We start from the raw sequence: 13,990 nt of genomic DNA, 5'->3' as shown, positions 1-13,990 counted from the left end.
CGCTCTTTTTGCAAATGAGAGACCGCACCCATGCTGGCACCCAAGCGCCTCCTGACTGCCCTGGCACTCACTCTTATCGGCAGCACCACCGTGCAGGCGGCCGATGAGGTCGTGGTCTACTCCTCGCGCATCGACGAACTGATCAAGCCGGTGTTCGACGCCTACACCAAGAAGACCGGCGTGCAGGTGAAGTTCATCACCGACAAGGAAGCGCCGCTGATGCAGCGCATCAAGGCCGAAGGTGAAAACGCCACCGCCGACCTGCTGCTCACCGTCGACGCCGGTAACCTCTGGCAGGCCGAGCAGATGGGCATCCTGCAGCCGTTCACCTCTGCGGTGATCGACAAGAATATTCCCCTTCAATACCGTTCTTCGGCCCATGCCTGGACTGGCCTGAGCCTGCGAGCGCGGACCATCGCCTACTCCACCGATCGCGTGAAACCGAGCGACCTGACCACCTACGAAGCCCTGGCCGACAAACAGTGGGAAGGCCGCCTGTGCCTGCGCACCGCGAAGAAGGTCTACAACCAGTCGCTGACCGCCACCCTGATCGAAACCCACGGCGCGGCCAAGACCGAAGAAATCGTCAAGGGCTGGGTCAACAACCTGTCCACCGACGTGTTCTCCGATGACATTGCCGTGCTGGAAGCGATCAACGCCGGGCAGTGTGACGTGGGCATCGTGAACACCTACTACTACGGCCGCCTGCACAAGCAGAAGCCGGACCTGGCGGTGAAGTTGTTCTGGCCGAACCAGGGCGACCGCGGGGTGCACGTCAACCTGTCGGGCATCGGCCTGACCAAGCATGCACCGCACCCGGAAGCAGCCAAGGCGCTGGTGGAGTGGATGACCACGCCGGAAGCGCAGAAGATCTTTGCGGATGTGAACCAGGAATTCCCGGCCAACCCGGCGGTGCCGCCGTCGGCGGAGGTGGCGACCTGGGGCAAGTTTGTGGCTGACACATTGCCGGTGGAAGTGGCGGGCAAGCGTCAGGCTGAGGCGATTCGCTTGATGGATCGCGCTGGCTGGAACTAGATACAATTTGCAAGGCGCCGCCGATCTAAATGTGGGGGCGGGTTTGTGTGGGAGCGGGCTTGCTCGCGAAAGCGGTGTATCAGTCACATAGGCGTTGACTGACACGCCGCTTTCGCGAGCAAGCCCGCTCCCACACAAGCCCGCTCCCACATTGGTTAGCGCTGGCTTCAAGCTATTCATTCTCTGAGAATTAACCTTTGGCCCATCCCGCCCAACGCCGCTGGTACCTGCCGGTCTTCACCGTTGCCGCCCTGGTGCTGCTGCCGCTGAGCGTGCTGTTGCTGTCGTGGCAGACCATCGACCATCAAATCTGGTCCCACCTGTGGGAAACCCAGATGCCACGTCTGCTGGGCAACACCTTGACCCTGGTGCTGGGCGTCGGTGTGGGCGTTACGCTGCTGGGCGTCAGCCTGGCCTGGCTGACCAGCCTCTGCGAATTCCCCGGCCGGCGCTGGCTGGACTGGGCGTTGATGCTGCCCTTCGCGATTCCCGCCTATGTGCTCGCCTTCGTCTTCGTCGGCCTGCTGGACTTCTCCGGCCCGGTGCAAACCCTGCTGCGCGAATGGTTTGGTACAGGCTTGCGCCTGCCGCGTGTGCGCTCGACCAGCGGTGTGATCATCGTGCTGGTGCTGGTGTTCTACCCCTATGTTTATCTGCTGGCACGCACCGCGTTCCTCGCCCAGGGCAAAGGCCTGATGGAAGCGGCGCGTGTCTTGGGGCAGTCGCCGTGGCAAGCGTTCTGGCGGGTGGCCCTGCCCATGGCGCGTCCCGCCATCGGTGCGGGCGTGGCCCTTGCGCTGATGGAAACCCTGGCTGATTTCGGCGCCGTCTCGGTGTTCAACTTCGACACCTTTACCACCGCCATCTACAAGACCTGGTACGGCTTTTTCAGCCTCTCCAGTGCCGCGCAACTGGCCAGCCTGTTGCTGTTGGTGGTGATGCTGGTGCTGTACGGCGAACGCCGTGCCCGGGGCGCCAGCCGGCCGACCAATGAGCGACCTCGCGGCAAGGCGCTTTACCACCTGCGCGGCTTCAAGGCTGCGGCGGCCAGTGGTTGGTGCGGATTGGTGTTCGCCTGCGCGTTCGTGATCCCGATGCTGCAACTGGTGGCCTGGTTCTGGCAGCGTGGCCGTTTCGACCTGGACGAGCGCTACGCCGGTTTGATCGTCCATACCCTGTACCTGGGCGGTATGGCTGCCCTGATCACCGTCAGCGTGGCCCTGGTGCTGGCGTTCGCCCATCGCCTGGCGCCCACCCGGGCCATCCGCTCCGGCATCAGTCTGGCCAACGTAGGCTACGCGCTGCCCGGCTCGGTACTGGCGGTGTCGATCATGCTGGCGTTCAGCTACCTGGATCGTGAACTGGTGATCCCGGTCTCCGGCTGGCTGGGGGGCGCCGGCAAACCGCTGTTACTGGGCAGTTTGTCGGCCTTGCTGCTGGCGTATCTGGTGCGCTTCATTGCGGTGGCCTACGGGCCGCTGGAAAACAGCCTGGCGCGAATCCGTCCATCCTTGCCGGAAGCCGCCCGCAGTCTTGGGGTCAGCGGGCCGCGACTGTTTTGCAAAGTGTATCTGCCACTTTTGCTGCCGGGCACCCTGAGCGCGGCGCTGCTGGTGTTTGTCGATGTGCTCAAGGAAATGCCGGCGACCCTGCTGATGCGCCCGTTCGGCTGGGACACGCTGGCGGTGCGGATTTTCGAGATGACCAGCGAAGGGGAGTGGGCGCGGGCTTCGCTGCCGGCCCTGACCCTGGTATTGGTGGGGCTGTTACCGGTCATCGGGTTGATCCGACGTTCGGCGCGACGAATCGGTTAGGTGCCAGTCCTACGGCTTGAGGCTACAATGCGCGGCATTCGGTGCGGTCGATCTTTCAGATCGGGTTGCTGAACGCGGCTACAGGCCTTGTATTTCAAGGCGTGCGGCCCGAACGGCGACCGTCCGCACCTTCGCCACGCCCGGAAGGAGAAACCCATGGGACAGCGCACGCCTCTGTATGACCTGCATCTCGCCCTTGGCGCGAAAATGGTCGATTTTGGCGGTTGGGATATGCCTTTGCACTACGGCTCGCAGGTTGAGGAGCACCATCAGGTGCGACGCGACTGCGGGGTGTTCGATGTATCCCATATGACCGTGATCGATATCACAGGCCCCCAGGCCAAGGAATGGCTCCAGCATTTGCTGGCCAATGATGTTGACCGATTGCACGGCTGCGGCCGCGCGTTATACAGCGCCATGCTCAACGAGCAGGGCGGCGTGGTGGACGACATGATCGTCTACCGTACCGAGGGCGGTTACCGGCTGGTGGTCAACGCCGCCACCCGTGACCAGGACATGGCCTGGATGCAGGCTCGGCTCGGCAGCTATCAGGCCCAGCTCCGCGAGCGGCCCGAATTGGCCATGCTCGCCATTCAAGGCCCCCATGCCCGGCAAAAGATCGCTGAACTGGTGACCCAGTCCCGCGCCACCCTGATCCATCAGCTCAAGCCCTTTGAAGGCCTGGCTGACGGCGACTGGTTTATCGCGCGCACCGGTTACACCGGCGAAGACGGTCTTGAAATTGTCCTGCCGGCCGATCAGGCCCCGGCGTTCTTCAACGACCTGGTAGGCGCAGGCATTTCGCCTATCGGCCTCGGCGCCCGCGACACGCTGCGCCTTGAGGCCGGCATGAACCTCTACGGTCAGGATATTCATCAGGACGTTTCGCCCCTGGCAGCCAACATGGCCTGGAGCATCGCCTGGGAGCCGGCCGAGCGGGATTTCATCGGCCGCGCCGCCCTGGAAGCCGAAAAGGCTGCGGGTGTGAAGTCCAAGCTGGTCGGCCTGGTGCTGGAAGAGCGCGGGGTTTTACGCGCTCACCAGGTGGTTCGTATCGCCAATGTTGGCGAAGGAGAGATCACCAGTGGTAGTTTCTCTCCTACGCTAAGCAAATCCATTGCCCTGGCGCGTGTGCCGTCGGCGACTGCTGACCGGGCCGAGGTGGAAATCCGCGGCAAGTGGTACCCGGTTCGGGTGGTCAAACCGACGTTCGTGCGCCATGGCAAAACATTGATCTAACTTTTCCGGCGGGCCAATGGCCGCTGACATTTTTCCTTGAGGACACAGACTATGAGCGATATCCCTGCCGACCTGCGTTTTGCCGAAAGTCACGAATGGGCCCGTCTGGAAGCTGACGGCACCGTGACCGTCGGGATCTCGGACCATGCCCAGGAAGCATTGGGGGATGTAGTGTTCGTTGAGTTGACCGAAGTCGGCAACGTGTTCAAGGCGGCTGACCAGGCCGGCGTGGTTGAATCGGTGAAGGCCGCTTCGGATATCTACTCGCCAATTGCTGGCGAAGTGATCGCGGTGAACGACGCCTTGAGCGGTGAGCCAGAGCTGTTGAACTCCGACCCTTACGGCGCCTGGATCTTCAAGCTCAAGCCAAGCAACCCGGATGAACTGAAAAAATTGCTGGACGCTGCCGGCTACAAGGCTGCCATCGGCGAGTGATCCCGCTGCGGGAGCCGGCAACCGGCTCCCGCAAAGGTTTTGTCAGCGCTTCAACACCGCTTTTACCGCCGCTACCGAACGCTCTACGTCCGCTTTCGTCATCGCCGTGAACATCGGCAACGACACAATCAAACGCCCCACTTTTTCCGCTACCGGGAACATGCCTTCCTTGAATCCCTGTGCCTTGTACAAGCTCAGCAGGTGGATCGGTGGGTAGTGATAGCCAATGCCGACGCCATGGGCCTGCATCTGCTCCATGAACGTGGCGCGTGCGGGCAGGCCGTCCTGACGCTCCGGCAGTACCAGCTGGAACAGGTGCCAGTTGCTGTTTTCGAAGTCTGCCGGTGGCAATTGCGCACCGTACTGCGCTTCAAAATCACTGCCGAAGCATTCGAAATAGTGCCGTGCCAGTTCCTGGCGGTGGGCAGTGATCTTCTCGATATGGGCAAACTGGCCCAGGCCGATGGCTGCTGCGATGTCGGTCATGTTGAACTTGCCGCCCAACACATCCACGTCCAGGCCATCGAAGCCGGTGCGGGTCACGCCCTGCAGGCGATATTTTTCCGCCAGGCGCGCTTCTTCAGCGTTGTTCAATACCAGGCAGCCGCCTTCGGACGAGGTGATGTTCTTGTTCGCCTGGAAGCTGAACGATACGAAATCGCCGGTAGCGCCAATGCGTTGGCCATCCCAGCTGGAACCCAGGGCCTGGGCTGCATCTTCGACGATGCGCAGGTTGTACTTGTTGGCCAGCGCGTAGAGCAATGGCATGTCCAACGGCAGGCCCGCCAGGTATACCGGGATGATTGCCTTGGTCCGCGGTGTGATCGCGGCTTCCACCTTGGCCAGGTCGATATTGCGGGTCACCGGGTCGATGTCGGCGAACACCGGCGTGGCACCGACTTCCAGAATCACGTTGGCCGTGGCTACCCACGAAATCGGGGTGGTGATGACTTCGTCACCAGGCCCGATACCGGCGATGCGCAAGGCAATCTCCATGGTGCAGGTGCCCGAGTTGAAGGTACGCACCGGGCGCCCCCCAAAATATTCCGACAACTGCGCCTCGAACGCCTGCACTTTCGGCCCGCTGGTGATCCAGCCGGAGCGCAGTACGTCGCCTACCGCCGAGATGGTGGCTTCATCAATGGTGGGCTTGGAGAACGGCAGAAAGGGCAGTTGGCTCATGACGTTGAAGGCATCCGTTTCAGAAGGCGATGAGAAAAAAGCATATCAATGCCGGGCATGGTTGCACGGCTCGACTGAATATAGCCTGTCGTCTGTGAATGAATCGTCCCGCCTGAAACAAAAAATGCCGCCTCGGGAGCGGCATTTCAGCATCGGTGTCAGAAGGCAACGCGTGCCTCAAGAAACACGTTCTGCTCTTTGAGCTTGCCTTTGAGCTGTTCGTCCCGGGCGTTTATCCGATTGGCGAACGTGTTGTAGCCGGTCTCGATCCCGCCCATGTCCACGTAACGCCAGCCGGTACCCAGGGTCAGGGTTTCGCTGACCTTGGCATCCAGCCCCAGGCCAACGCTGTAGGCGAAGTTGTATTGGCGATTGCTGGCGAAACGGCGGGTGTCGTTGGTCTGGTAACCCTCGGCGTCAACCTGGGCCACGCCGACTCCCGCCATACCGTAGAACGACAGCCATTCATTGATCGGGATGTTTTTATAACCGTTGAGCATCAGGCGCTGGCTGTCGGTGCGCAGGCTGTTGACGTTGGCATTGAACGGTGCCCAATGGGATTTGAAGGTCGAGTGGCTGGGCATCGTGTATTCCCCCTCCAGGCGCCAGCCATCGGCAAAGGCATAGCCCACGGCGAATGAGCCGGTGAACGTCTTGCTGCTGTCGGGGGCTTCTACCCGGTGGGTTACGCGTGGGCTGGTCAGCAGTGAGCTTGAGAGATTCTGCCGGGCGCTGTTGAGCTTTGCCGACCCGTACCAGCTTTCTGCCTGGGCATAAGGCGTGGCAACCGCGGCGAGCAGCAGGGCGTAGGAGAGTTTTTGCATGGTCATCGATTCACTCAGTCTGAAGGGAATCGATAGCTTGTTGCCGGGCGCGCCTGCAACTCGACAGGACTTTTCCTGTTCAGATGCGGAATCGCCAGCGTCTGGCGTAGGAAATCAGGGCAAAAAAATGCCGCTCTCGAGGAACGGCATTTTTTATGCGGCGGTATTACTCGGAAGCAATGGCGTTTTTTGCCAGGATTGCGTTCGCCAGGTCCATATCCGTGGCCTTGAGGCCAGGGTTATCGGCGCGGACTTTCTGCATCGCAGCTTCCAGGTATGGGCCACGGATGTTGCCGTCACTGGCGACGAAGCTACCGGCGTCGTCCTGGGCGGCGACTACCATTTTGTGGTCCTTGAAGGTCAGGTACGTCGAGCCGGTCGTGGCACCCGATGAGATGACATTACGCCAGAAGCTGTCGGCCATGGCTGAACCGACAGGAAGGGAAAGCACAGCGAGGGTTGCGACAGCATATTTTAGACGCATGATGGGTGACTCCGACTGGGTTATCTGAACAGTTTGATTGTAGATAGCCCAGCCGAGTTCCATGGATGACTAAACAGTTTCAACCTGCAAAATCACGCCTTCCTGACCAATGACACGTACGTGTGCCCCAGCCGGCGCGTCCGGCCCGGATGCCATCCACACACCGTCACCCACCTTGATCTTGCCACGGCCCTCGACGATGGCCTGATGCACCACAAAGGTGCGACCGATCAACTCGGAGCCGCGCATGTTCAGCCCCGGCTGGTCGCTGACCTTGGCGCTGCTGCGCTGGCGTCGCCACCAGTACACCGCCGTGAGGATCGACAACACGGCGAACAGCAGCAGTTGCCACTCCAGCCCCAGGCTCGGCACCAGGAACTTGATCACGCCCACGGCTGCCGCGGCGATGCCCATCCACAGCAGATAACCACCGGCACCGAACACTTCAAGGATCAACAGCACCGTGCCCAGTGCCAGCCAGTCCCAAAACGACAGGTGCTGCAGGAATTCCCACATGGTGCGTGCCTCAGGCTTTCTTGTTGTCGAAGGTTGCCTTGACGATTTCGCCGATGCCGCCGACTGCGCCAATCACCTGGCTGGCTTCCAGCGGCATCAGGATCACCTTGCTGTTGTTGGCCGAGGCCAGCTTGCCCAGTGCGTCGATGTATTTCTGGGCGACGAAGTAGTTGATGGCCTGCACGTTACCGGTGGCGATGGCTTCCGATACCACTTGAGTGGCGCGGGCTTCGGCCTCGGCCTGACGTTCGCGGGCTTCGGATTCCAGGAAGGCGGCCTGACGACCACCTTCGGCCTCCAGGATCTGCGCCTGCTTCTTGCCTTCGGCGGTCAGGATCGCGGAGGCTCGCAGGCCTTCGGCCTCGAGGATCTGCGCACGCTTGATCCGCTCGGCCTTCATCTGGCCGGACATGGCGGCCATCAGGTCGGCAGGCGGGCTGATGTCCTTGATCTCGATCCGGGTGATCTTGATGCCCCACGGTGCGGTGGCTTCGTCGACGGTGCGCAGCAGTTTTTCGTTGATGCCGTCACGCTGGCTGAGCATCGCATCCAGCTCCATGGAGCCGAGCACGGTACGGATGTTGGTTTGCAACAGGTTGCGGATGGCGTGTTCGAGGTTGTTCACCTCGTAGGCAGCCTGGGCGGTATTGACCACCTGGAAGAAGCACACGGCGTCGATCTGCACCGTGGCGTTGTCAGCGGTGATGACTTCCTGGGGTGGGATATCCAGCACGCTTTCCATCACGTTGATCTTGCGACCGATGCGGTCCATGACCGGAATGATGATGTTCAGGCCGGGCTTGAGGGTGTTGGTGTAGCGGCCGAAGCGCTCGACTGTCCACTGGTAACCCTGCGGGACCACCTTGAAACCCATGAAAAGGATGGCGACGGCCAAGCCTACAAAAAGAAGCAGTACGGTTCCGATCTGCATAACGATTCCTTGTCTGGTGACGGTGAAGCGAGGTTTTTCCGATTGTAACGGTGTTGTCACCGATAAGGACGGATTACCGCGCCATCGATCAAAGGATTTGTTTCTGAATCCCCAGGCGTCACTCGCAGTACCTCTTCAAGTGTTGTCAGTCCTGCCATTACCTTGCGCATACCGGCGGACCGCAAGCTGCACATTCCCTGGTCAAGGGCCGCCAGACGCAGGGCCTGGAGGTCGGTGCCCGGGCTGACCAGGGCCTTGAGGCGATCGTTCATCAGCATGATCTCGTAGACCCCGGCTCGACCCCGATAGCCACTTTCCCGGCACTCGCCGCAACCCACTGCCTGATGGACCTGCCCGGCTTGCCGCTTGCAGTGCGGGCACAACAGCCTGACCAGGCGCTGGGCCATCACCCCCAGCAGCGTGGCATTGATCAGGTAATGGGGAATGCCCAGTTCCAGCAAGCGGCTGATGGCGCCGGGCGCATCGTTGGTGTGCAACGTCGACAGCACCAGATGCCCGGTCAGGGCGGCCTGGATCGCCATTTCTGCGGTTTCCAGGTCGCGAATCTCGCCGATCATGATGATGTCCGGGTCCTGGCGCATCAGGGCGCGGATGCCGCTGGCGAAGGTCAGGTCGATGTTGTGCTGCACCTGCATCTGGTTGAAGGCCGGCTCCACCATCTCGATCGGGTCTTCGACGGTGCACAGGTTGACCTCGCGAGTGGCCAGTTGCTTGAGCGTGGTGTACAGCGTGCTGGTCTTGCCGGAACCGGTAGGGCCGGTGACCAGGATGATGCCGTTGGCCTGGCCGGTCATGGATTGCCAGCGTTGCAGGTCGTCGCTGGAAAGTCCCAGTTGCTGGAAATCCTTGTGCAGCACCTGCGGGTCAAAAATTCGCATCACCAGCTTTTCGCCGAAGGCTATGGGCAAGGTCGACAGGCGCAGCTCCACTTCCCCGCCCGTGGGGCTTTTGGTCTTCACCCGGCCGTCCTGGGGTTTGCGTTTTTCCGCCACGTTCATCCGGCCCAGGCTTTTCAGGCGGCTGACCACCGCCATCGTCACCTGGGATGGGAATTGATAGACGTCATGCAGCAGCCCGTCGATGCGAAAACGCACGCGCCCCTGATCGCGTCCGGGTTCGATATGGATATCACTGGCCCGCTGGCCAAAGGCGTACTGCAACAGCCAGTCGACGATGTTGACGATGTGCGCGTCGTTGGCGTCGGGCTCCTGGTCGCTGGCGCCGAGATTGAGCAGTTGTTCGATATTCGGCGCGCCGGAGGTTTTTTGATCAATGGCGCCGCTGACCGATTTCGCCAGTCGGTAAAACTCCACGGTGCAGCGCTGGATCTCCTGGGGATTGGCCAGCACCCGCTTGATGGAGCGCTTCAACACCTGAGCCAGGCCGGCTTCCCAACTGCACACGTAAGGCTGGGCACTGGCGACGGTAACGCTGTGGGCGTCGACCGCAACGGCCAGGATCTTGTGGCGCTGGGCAAAGGCATAGGACATCAGCGGCACCACCGCCGCGACGTCGATTTTCAACGGGTCGATACGCAGGTAGGGCTGGCCGCAGTGGCGGGCGAGCCATTCGGTCAGCATTTCCAGAGACGGCCCATGGCTGGCAATGCATTCCAGGGGATGCAGCCCACTGTTCGCCGGTAGAGCCAGGTCGGCGGGCACCAGGCCCTGGTCGATCAGGGCAGGCAACAACTGATGGATTTCCAGCCAGCGATCCTGGGGATTTGGCGCAACGGACATGGTGACGTTCCTGGGCAACGATTAGGCGTAGTCCTCAGGCTAGTCACCCTTTGCGCTTCGGCCTCCGGGGTTTATTGCAGGCTTTTACTGAGCGGCCGCCTGGACCGCCAGAGGCCGCGCAGCATCTACCGGGCGCAGCTCCAGCGAGCACACACTGATCAGGTTACGAAGTTTTTCGCCGATCACCTGGGCCCGGTGCCAGCTCAGGCCATCCATCACGATATCGATCGCCAGCAGGTCGTCTTCACGCTGCACGCTCACCTGACGTGGCACCAGGAACTGCAGGGCAAAATAGTTGAGCACCCGGCACAACACGTCGGGTTCAGCCTCGGCGAGCATTTGATAGTGCGCCTGGCAGTGGGCATTGCTGACGGCCCAGGCGTCAACGCGTTGGGCGGGGTGGGAGGCTTCGACGACGTGCATGATGATTCTCCGGATTCGACTGGAGAAATTTTTGCATTCGTCGCGGGAGATTTCTTATCTAAAACAGCCTGTATTGGCTTATAAGAGAATCATGTAATTCTTTAAATCATGATTAATGGGTATTTCTATGCACGCTGAATTGGACGTGTACGACCGGCGCATTCTCGCGCTGTTGCAGGAAGACGCTTCGCTCTCCAGCGCGCAGATCGCCGAACAGGTCGGCCTGTCGCAGTCGCCGTGCTGGCGCCGGATTCAGCGGCTGAAAGAGGAGGGTGTGATTCGCGGCCAAGTCACCCTGCTGGATCGCAAGAAAATCGGCCTTAATACGCAGATTTTTGCCGAGGTGAAACTCAACGCCCACGGCCGTTCCAACTTCACCGAGTTCACCGAGGCGATTCGCGGTTTTCCGGAAGTGCTGGAATGTTATGTGCTGATGGGGGCGGTGGACTTTCTACTGCGGATCGTCACGTCGGACATCGAGGCGTATGAGCGGTTTTTCTTCGAAAAACTCTCGATGGTGCCGGGGATTCAGGAGGTCAACTCGATAGTGGCCTTGTCGGAGATCAAGTCCACCACGAGTTTGCCGGTGTTGCGCTGATAGTTGTCTTGGCCTGATTTTAGTGAAGAGGGAGCAAGCTCCCTCGCCACAAGGTTTTACAGGCGCAGCAGGGTTTTCCAGGCGCGATTCTGATACACCGCAATCGCCTGATGCATCCGCGCATCCAGCGACTCATCGGTGATCGGCTGGTTGGCCAGGTGCGCCAGCTTGTTCAGCTCGCCATACAAACGGTCCAGCTCGGCGATATCCAGCACCTGGCGTGCATGGTGCAGCCAGGCCAGGATGCGTTCGATACGCGGCAGTTGCTCGGCCAGGTCTTCCGGCTGTTGCTGGTAGCGCGGCAGTTGCAGGGCAACGGCGTCATCGGCCAGCAGGCGCGGCAGCCAGTTGGCCAGCTGTGCAGCGCCCTGGCGATTGCCACGCACGTTGCGATCCGCGGCCCAGGTGCGGGCCAGCAGCCAGCGGGAAGTGGTCAGGGAGAACAAGCCCCAGCGCACGTCTTCCAGTTCTTCGGCGAACTGCTCCGGCGCGGCCTTGCGGATGTCTTCATCGTCGTCACCGGCCTGGACCAGCGGACGCCAGTCTTCCAGCAAGGCGTCCAGTGCGGCGCGCAATTCGCTGGTGGACTGACGCGGTGCGGCCTGGCCGAGGCTGCCGAGCAGGGCCCGCAGTTCGCCGAGGTTTTCCACCCAGTCCTGCAGCAGGCGCCAGTGGCCGTTGAAACGGTATTGCTCGGCCAGGCGCTGGCTGCTGCCCAACAGATGCCACATGACGGCAGCAAATGCGTCGTCCAGCGGCATTTCGGCGTGCAGCAGCGGTGCCGGCAGGCTCAGGGAGTAGCTGTTGGCGTCGAACAGGCGATAGCCACGCTCGGCCTTGCTGATATCGCACGGCATCAGCGCCAGGGTCGCGGCCAGTTCAGCGGCCAGCTCCAGCAGGGCGGCCGGGTCGCCTTCGCGCAGTTCCAGTTCCAGCTCGCAGATTTCTTCTTTCTGCTTGCCGGCAACCACGTGGCCCAGGTCCAGGGCGGCTTCGATCACCACCTTGGCCTTGCCGCGGCCCCAGGCGATTTCAGCGCGTTCGCGGACGAAATCGGTGGTGAAGATCGGCTTGAGGGTCTTTTTGTCCAGCTCGGCCAGTTGCTCGGGCCAGCATTCGCCGTCGAGTTTCTTCACGTCGAGCTTGGCTTTGGCCAGGTCCCAGTTGTACTCATTGCGTTCCGACAAGCCGGCGACGCTCTGGCCACGGGTCTTGAGGGTCTGGATCACTTCGTCGCCGTCTTTGCGCAGGCGCAGGGCCACTTTGGCCTGGGCCAGGTCGCGTTCCGGGGTGTCGAAGTACTGGTTCATCAACTCACGGCGTTCCCAGCCACTTTTGTTGCGTTTTTTCAGTAACGGGTGCTCACGCAGCGCGGCGAGGGTTTCGCGGCTGACACGGAGCTTGATTTCGGTTTCTTTCTGCATGGCCGGAAAATCCAGGATCGGGAGCGCAGCCGGGGAAAAGAGTGGCTGCCAAGGTCGTGCAGTGTACAGGACTGAGCCCGGCAACGTGCCGCAACGGTTTATTGTGTCACTCAGATAGCTCTATGATGGGGTTCGTCCGGGAAGTTGAGAGACAGCGCATGCCTTTACCGTCCATGAAAGAACAATTCGCCGCGCTGATTGCCGCGCCTTCGGTCAGTTGTACCCAGGCCTCTCTCGACCAATCCAACCGCCCGGTCATCGATTTGCTCGCCACCTGGCTGGCAGACCTGGGCTTTGCCTGCGACATCCAGCAGGTCAGCCCAGGCAAATTCAACCTGTTGGCCAGTTTCGGCACCGGCCCTGGCGGCCTGGTGTTGGCGGGCCACAGTGACACCGTGCCGTACGACGGCGCCCTATGGCAGACCGATCCGCTCAAGCTGACGGAAGTCGACGGCCGCTGGGTAGGACTGGGCAGCTGTGACATGAAGGGCTTTTTCGCCCTGGTGATCGAAGCCGTCCAGCCGTTGCTCGACCAGCCTTTCAAGCAGCCGCTGCTGATTCTTGCTACCTGCGATGAAGAAAGCTCCATGGCCGGTGCTCGTGCACTGGCCGAGGCGGGTCGTCCCTTGGGCCGTGCGGCGGTGATCGGTGAACCCACCGGCCTCAAACCCATCCGCCTGCACAAGGGCGTAATGATGGAGCGCATCGATATTCTCGGGCGCAGCGGCCATTCGTCGGACCCAAGCCTGGGCCACAGCGCCCTCGAAGCCATGCATGACGCCATTGGCGAACTGCGTGGCCTGCGCCTGGCCTGGCAGCGCGAATACCGCAATCCGCAGTTCAGCGTGCCACAGCCGACCATGAACTTCGGCTGCATCCACGGTGGCGACAACCCCAACCGCATCTGCGGCCAATGCTCCCTGGAATTCGACCTGCGGCCCCTGCCGGGCATGGATCCCCAGGTGCTGCGCGCTGCCATCCGGCAGAAGCTCGAACCCTTGGCCGAGCGCCATCAGGTGAAGATCGACTATGCGCCGCTGTTCCCCGAAGTGCCGCCGTTCGAGCAGGCCGAGGATGCAGAGTTGGTGCGGGTAGCTGAACGACTTACCGGTCATCGCGCCGAAGCAGTGGCGTTCGGCACCGAAGCGCCTTATCTTCAGCGCCTTGGTTGCGAGACCCTGGTGCTTGGCCCTGGCGATATCGCCTGCGCCCACCAGCCAGGCGAGTACCTTGAAATGTCACGCTTGACGCCTACAGTGCGTCTATTGCGTGAACTGATTCAACATTACTGCCTGACACCTGCATAAATTAACCCCTGCCCATCC

The 13,990-nt window shown here is 61.4% G+C and carries 14 protein-coding genes; 6 read left to right on the top strand and 8 right to left on the bottom strand.

The genetic code is table 11. The annotated features are described in order from the left end of the window. Positions 1 to 30: 30 nt before the first annotated feature. The 4 genes from HX869_RS02255 (at position 31) to gcvH (ending at position 4,523) form a co-directional block, all read left to right on the top strand. The gene (locus HX869_RS02255) at positions 31 to 1,035 is read left to right on the top strand and encodes an extracellular solute-binding protein (protein WP_178902694.1); all 1,005 of its coding nucleotides are present in this window, start codon (positions 31 to 33) and stop codon (positions 1,033 to 1,035) included. Between the two features lie 197 nt (positions 1,036 to 1,232). Continuing rightward, positions 1,233 to 2,849, top strand: a complete 1,617-nt coding sequence (locus HX869_RS02250) for an iron ABC transporter permease (RefSeq protein ID WP_134327502.1) — start codon at positions 1,233 to 1,235, stop codon at positions 2,847 to 2,849. Between the two features lie 156 nt (positions 2,850 to 3,005). Continuing rightward, on the top strand, positions 3,006 to 4,088 hold the full coding sequence (gene gcvT / locus HX869_RS02245) for a glycine cleavage system aminomethyltransferase GcvT (protein ID WP_003213938.1): 1,083 nt from the start codon (positions 3,006 to 3,008) through the stop codon (positions 4,086 to 4,088). 51 nt (positions 4,089 to 4,139) lie between these two features. Continuing rightward, on the top strand, positions 4,140 to 4,523 hold the full coding sequence (gene gcvH / locus HX869_RS02240; protein WP_087693282.1) for a glycine cleavage system protein GcvH: 384 nt from the start codon (positions 4,140 to 4,142) through the stop codon (positions 4,521 to 4,523). Between the two features lie 42 nt (positions 4,524 to 4,565). Here gcvH and HX869_RS02235 read toward each other — a convergent pair whose 3' ends face one another. The 7 genes from HX869_RS02235 to HX869_RS02205 all read right to left on the bottom strand — a co-directional run bounded on the left by HX869_RS02235 (position 4,566) and on the right by HX869_RS02205 (position 10,643). Continuing rightward, on the bottom strand, positions 4,566 to 5,705 hold the full coding sequence (locus tag HX869_RS02235) for a DegT/DnrJ/EryC1/StrS aminotransferase family protein (RefSeq protein ID WP_087693281.1): 1,140 nt from the start codon (positions 5,703 to 5,705) through the stop codon (positions 4,566 to 4,568). A gap of 158 nt (positions 5,706 to 5,863) precedes the next feature. Continuing rightward, positions 5,864 to 6,535 (bottom strand): outer membrane protein, encoded by a 672-nt coding sequence (locus tag HX869_RS02230; RefSeq protein WP_008438895.1) that lies wholly within the window; start codon positions 6,533 to 6,535, stop codon positions 5,864 to 5,866. A 160-nt stretch (positions 6,536 to 6,695) separates the two neighbouring features. Further along, positions 6,696 to 7,013, bottom strand: coding sequence for a DUF2388 domain-containing protein (locus HX869_RS02225; RefSeq protein ID WP_008438896.1), 318 nt, complete (start codon positions 7,011 to 7,013; stop codon positions 6,696 to 6,698). A gap of 69 nt (positions 7,014 to 7,082) precedes the next feature. Then, positions 7,083 to 7,529, bottom strand: coding sequence for an NfeD family protein (locus HX869_RS02220; RefSeq protein WP_008438897.1), 447 nt, complete (start codon positions 7,527 to 7,529; stop codon positions 7,083 to 7,085). A gap of 10 nt (positions 7,530 to 7,539) precedes the next feature. Then, positions 7,540 to 8,460, bottom strand: coding sequence for an SPFH domain-containing protein (locus HX869_RS02215; protein ID WP_003213925.1), 921 nt, complete (start codon positions 8,458 to 8,460; stop codon positions 7,540 to 7,542). A 56-nt stretch (positions 8,461 to 8,516) separates the two neighbouring features. Next, positions 8,517 to 10,220: a GspE/PulE family protein gene (locus HX869_RS02210; RefSeq protein WP_087693278.1), complete on the bottom strand. Its 1,704-nt coding sequence runs from the start codon at positions 10,218 to 10,220 to the stop codon at positions 8,517 to 8,519. A gap of 84 nt (positions 10,221 to 10,304) precedes the next feature. Next, positions 10,305 to 10,643, bottom strand: a complete 339-nt coding sequence (locus HX869_RS02205; protein WP_087693277.1) for a hypothetical protein — start codon at positions 10,641 to 10,643, stop codon at positions 10,305 to 10,307. A gap of 127 nt (positions 10,644 to 10,770) precedes the next feature. On the opposite strand from HX869_RS02205, the gene HX869_RS02200 reads away from it, so the two are divergent. Next, entirely contained in the window at positions 10,771 to 11,241 is a 471-nt protein-coding gene (locus tag HX869_RS02200; protein WP_087693276.1) for an Lrp/AsnC family transcriptional regulator, read from the top strand. Positions 11,242 to 11,297: 56 nt separating this feature from the next. On the opposite strand, the gene HX869_RS02195 is transcribed toward HX869_RS02200, so the two are convergent. Next, positions 11,298 to 12,665, bottom strand: a complete 1,368-nt coding sequence (locus HX869_RS02195; RefSeq protein WP_008438903.1) for an inorganic triphosphatase — start codon at positions 12,663 to 12,665, stop codon at positions 11,298 to 11,300. Positions 12,666 to 12,823: 158 nt separating this feature from the next. On the opposite strand from HX869_RS02195, the gene argE reads away from it, so the two are divergent. After that, entirely contained in the window at positions 12,824 to 13,972 is a 1,149-nt protein-coding gene (gene argE, locus HX869_RS02190) for an acetylornithine deacetylase (RefSeq protein WP_003213916.1), read from the top strand. Positions 13,973 to 13,990 lie beyond the last annotated feature (18 nt).

It is taken from the genome of Pseudomonas sp. P7779 (assembly GCF_013386315.1).
Lineage (GTDB): Bacteria > Pseudomonadota > Gammaproteobacteria > Pseudomonadales > Pseudomonadaceae > Aquipseudomonas.
The sequence above is the reverse complement of the archived record's forward strand: the minus strand, read 5'-3'. Positions and strand labels throughout refer to the sequence as shown.

Excerpts from the sequence above, each read along its gene's own strand:
- HX869_RS02255 (WP_178902694.1), top strand. The coding sequence starts at position 31 with ATGCTGGCACCCAAGCGCCTCCTGACTGCCCTGGCACTCACTCTTATC.
- gcvT (WP_003213938.1), top strand. The coding sequence starts at position 3,006 with ATGGGACAGCGCACGCCTCTGTATGACCTGCATCTCGCCCTTGGCGCG.
- gcvH (WP_087693282.1), top strand. The coding sequence starts at position 4,140 with ATGAGCGATATCCCTGCCGACCTGCGTTTTGCCGAAAGTCACGAATGG.
- HX869_RS02235 (WP_087693281.1), bottom strand. The coding sequence starts at position 5,705 with ATGAGCCAACTGCCCTTTCTGCCGTTCTCCAAGCCCACCATTGATGAA.
- HX869_RS02230 (WP_008438895.1), bottom strand. The coding sequence starts at position 6,535 with ATGACCATGCAAAAACTCTCCTACGCCCTGCTGCTCGCCGCGGTTGCC.
- HX869_RS02225 (WP_008438896.1), bottom strand. The coding sequence starts at position 7,013 with ATGCGTCTAAAATATGCTGTCGCAACCCTCGCTGTGCTTTCCCTTCCT.
- HX869_RS02220 (WP_008438897.1), bottom strand. The coding sequence starts at position 7,529 with ATGTGGGAATTCCTGCAGCACCTGTCGTTTTGGGACTGGCTGGCACTG.
- HX869_RS02215 (WP_003213925.1), bottom strand. The coding sequence starts at position 8,460 with ATGCAGATCGGAACCGTACTGCTTCTTTTTGTAGGCTTGGCCGTCGCC.
- HX869_RS02210 (WP_087693278.1), bottom strand. The coding sequence starts at position 10,220 with ATGTCCGTTGCGCCAAATCCCCAGGATCGCTGGCTGGAAATCCATCAG.
- HX869_RS02205 (WP_087693277.1), bottom strand. The coding sequence starts at position 10,643 with ATGCACGTCGTCGAAGCCTCCCACCCCGCCCAACGCGTTGACGCCTGG.
- HX869_RS02200 (WP_087693276.1), top strand. The coding sequence starts at position 10,771 with ATGCACGCTGAATTGGACGTGTACGACCGGCGCATTCTCGCGCTGTTG.
- HX869_RS02195 (WP_008438903.1), bottom strand. The coding sequence starts at position 12,665 with ATGCAGAAAGAAACCGAAATCAAGCTCCGTGTCAGCCGCGAAACCCTC.
- argE (WP_003213916.1), top strand. The coding sequence starts at position 12,824 with ATGCCTTTACCGTCCATGAAAGAACAATTCGCCGCGCTGATTGCCGCG.